The organism is Kocuria sp. APC 4018, assembly GCF_030407675.1.
GTDB classification, from domain to species: Bacteria; Actinomycetota; Actinomycetes; order Actinomycetales; family Micrococcaceae; genus Kocuria; species Kocuria rhizophila.
In genome coordinates this window covers 1-3029 of record NZ_JASDCY010000107.1, presented here as the reverse complement: position 1 = coordinate 3029, position 3029 = coordinate 1, and the positions used below count along the sequence as shown (strand labels likewise).

Annotated in this window: 3 protein-coding genes; 2 read left to right on the top strand and 1 reads right to left on the bottom strand. The window is 74.1% G+C overall.

The annotated features are described in order from the left end of the window. Positions 1-58 precede the first annotated feature (58 nt). Both QL985_RS11950 and QL985_RS11945 read left to right on the top strand, forming a co-directional pair. The gene (locus QL985_RS11950; protein ID WP_059281234.1) at positions 59-817 is read left to right on the top strand and encodes an alpha/beta fold hydrolase; all 759 of its coding nucleotides are present in this window, start codon (positions 59-61) and stop codon (positions 815-817) included. Continuing rightward, positions 814-1605 (top strand): 4'-phosphopantetheinyl transferase superfamily protein, encoded by a 792-nt coding sequence (locus QL985_RS11945; RefSeq protein ID WP_059281233.1) that lies wholly within the window; start codon positions 814-816, stop codon positions 1603-1605. Before QL985_RS11950 ends, QL985_RS11945 begins: the two co-directional genes overlap by 4 nt. A gap of 31 nt (positions 1606-1636) precedes the next feature. Here QL985_RS11945 and QL985_RS11940 read toward each other — a convergent pair. Beyond that, a partial coding sequence (locus QL985_RS11940; protein ID WP_290147980.1) for a heparan-alpha-glucosaminide N-acetyltransferase domain-containing protein occupies positions 1637-3029 on the bottom strand: 1393 nt, incomplete at its 5' end.

Here is a 3029-nt window from a genome sequence, read left to right as displayed (position 1 = left end):
CTCGCGGCTTGACTCGGAACATAGGGACACCCCCCACGGATTCAGGAGGTCCGGGACGTTGGCCACCACCCCTCCCCCCACCACGGCCCTGGCGCGCTGGTTCACCGGCGGCGCCGCCCCGCAACGCCGTCTCGTCGTCTTCCCCCACGCCGGCGCGGGGGCCCTGTCCGGGCGGGTCTTCCAGGCCCCCGGCACGGAGGTCCTCGTCCACCGCCGCCCGGGGCGCGAGTCCCGCATGGCGGATCCCACGCCCGTGGACGTGCGCACCGGGGTGGCCGAGGCGCTCGAACTGATGCTGCCCGTGCTCGCCGCCGACGAGCTGCCCACCACCGTCCTGGGCCACTCCTTCGGGGCTCTGCTCGCCGCGGAGTTCGCCGCGGCCGTGGACCGCGAGCGTCCCGGCCGGCTGCGGCGGGTGGTGCTCTCCGCCAAGAGCGTCCCACCGGATCCCGATCCCGAACTCCGTGCCGTTCTGGAGGACGACGCCGCCCTGGCCGCGTGGCTCCAGGAGCTCGGGGGCACTCCGGAGGAGCTGCTGCGCGACCCTGATCTGCGGGCCATGGTCCTCGCCCCGCTGCGCGCGGATCTGCGGGCCTCGCTGTCCCACGACGCCGCTCCACCGCGGCTGCGCACCCCGCTGCTGCTCGTGTGCGCAGAGCAGGACCGCACGGCCTCGGCGCGGTCCATGGCCGGCTGGGCCCGGAGCACGGACGCGGAGTGCACCACGCTCACCGTCCCCGGTGGCCACCACGGCCTGCTCGAGCACCCCGAGCTGCTGCACCGGGCCCTGACTCAGACTGACGGGGGCACGAGGTGAACGCGGGAACCACCACTCTGCGGCAGCCGGTGTGGGCGGACCACCGACGCAGGGTCCCCGGAGCTCCGGCGGACCTCACCCTGCACGTGCTGCCCCTCGCGGAGTTCGCCCCCTGGGCCTTCTCGGCGTCGGGGTGTCTGAGCGAGCTCGAGCTCGCGCGGGCGGAGACCGTCCAGGAGGCCCGCGCCCGCGAACTGTTCACGGTGTCACGGGTGGCGCTGCGCCACGTCCTCGCGCACCGCCTGGGCTGCCGGCCCCACGAGGTGCCGGTGTCCCACGACCCACGCACCGGCGCGCCGCGTCCGGTCCACGGCCGGGCGGCGTCGGTCTCCAGCGCGGACGACGACGCCCTCCCGGCCCCCGCCGGCAGCGTCACCGGCTCCGTGTGGGCGCCCGTGCAGCCCGTCCACTTCTCCGTGTCGCGCACCGCGGGCGTGGTCGCGCTCGTCACGGCTCAGCGCCGCGTGGGCGTGGACGTGGAACGGATCCAGAGCGACGTGGAGGCGGGTGTGCTGCTCGACGTCCTGCACCCCGCGGACCGGGAGCGGCTCGCGAGGTTGCGCGGGCGGCGTCGGGCCGCGGACGTGACCCGGACCTGGGTGCGTGTGGAGGCGCTCGTGAAGGGCTGGGAGACCGGGCTGTCGCGTGACCCCGCGGGCATCCGCATCGGCCCGGCGGCGCGCGCCGACTACGGCCACGGGTGGACCGTGAGCGACGTGCGCACCCGCTCCGCGGAGAACGCCCGGCTGGCCGTGGCGTGGCAGACGGACCCCCGCCCGGTGGGCTGAGGGTCCGTCCGGAGGTCGGCTGCGCGGCCGGCTACCGCCGGGGCGTCTGCGCCCGACGCCGCGGGGGCGCCTTCTCGGGCGGCACGACCGCGGCGGCAGCTCCCTTGGACACCCTGGTGACCAGGCGCTCGAGCGGACCGTTGCCCACGGCCTGCTGCCAGGCCACCGCGAACAGCGCGGCGACGACCACCTGCACGATGAACCAGAACCAGGGCGTGGTCTCCGTCCACACGAACGCCAGCAGCACCAGGTGGCTCACGTACAGCGTGAGGGTCATCGAGCCCATGGCGCCCAGCCAGGTCAGCCACTTGCCGATCACGCGGCACAGCAGCAGGAACGCGCCGAGGGCCACCATGGCCAGTCCGGCGCTCTCCAGCAGCGCGAACGGGGTGTTGGTGTGCGGCCCGGACAGCAGCAGCCACAGGTACGACGTGTCCGGCAGCTGGGGGTCCGGACCGTAGACCTGGATGTTCCACACGTCGTCAGAGGTCATCCACGGGGTGGCCTCGATCAGGGCGTTCTCCAGGTCGAAGCGCATGAGCATCAGCATGGAGATTCCACGGGCCGCGGCTGCGACCACGGCGCCCACGATCACGAGCACCACCTGCACCCGGTCCCGGGACAGCGGCAGCCGGCCCAGGGCCATGCCCAGGCAGATGAACGTCATCCACGGCAGGGCGGGGTACGTGCCCGTGAGGAACAGCTCAGCCAGGACGGCCCCCGGATCGGTGAGCAGCTCGGCGAACCCGGGGTTGCCGTACACGTGCGCGGGCAGGACGGACAGGGACCACTGCATCACGAAGGGCATCACCACGGCGAAGACCGCCGAGGACACCAGCAGCCACCGCACGCTCAGCAGTGTGAACGGTATGGCCACCAGGAACATCAGGCCGTAGTAGATGAGGATGTTGTAGACCGGCAGCTCCAGCAGGTTGATGCTCAGCCCGATGAGGAACAGCACCAGCGCGCGCACCAGGATGGACACCCGTGCCCGCGTCCCGTCCCGGCCACGCCGCGGGTTGCGCCCCCCGGTCATGAACGCCAGGCTCACCCCGGCGAGGGTCGCGAACAGTGCCGCGGAGTGCCCCGCGAACAGCCGCCACTCCAGGGAGGGATTGCCCTCCACGTCAGCGACCGCGGGCAGCACGTGCACGGCGATCATGCCCACCAGGGCGAAGCCCCGGGCCACGTCCACGCCCATGATGCGCCGCGTGGTGCGGCGCCCGTCCGCGCTGGACACGTTGCGGGTGGCCGCGCCCTGGCGCGGGGCGGACGTGGAACGCGGAGGTGCGGTGACCACCGGGGTGGCCGAGGTCCACAGTCCGCTCTCCGCGGCGGTGCGGCCCTCGTCCCCGCGGTCCCCGAGCCACACCTCGCGCGGCGGGCGGGGTCCGGGCTGGGGCCGCTGTCCGGGGGGCAGATCC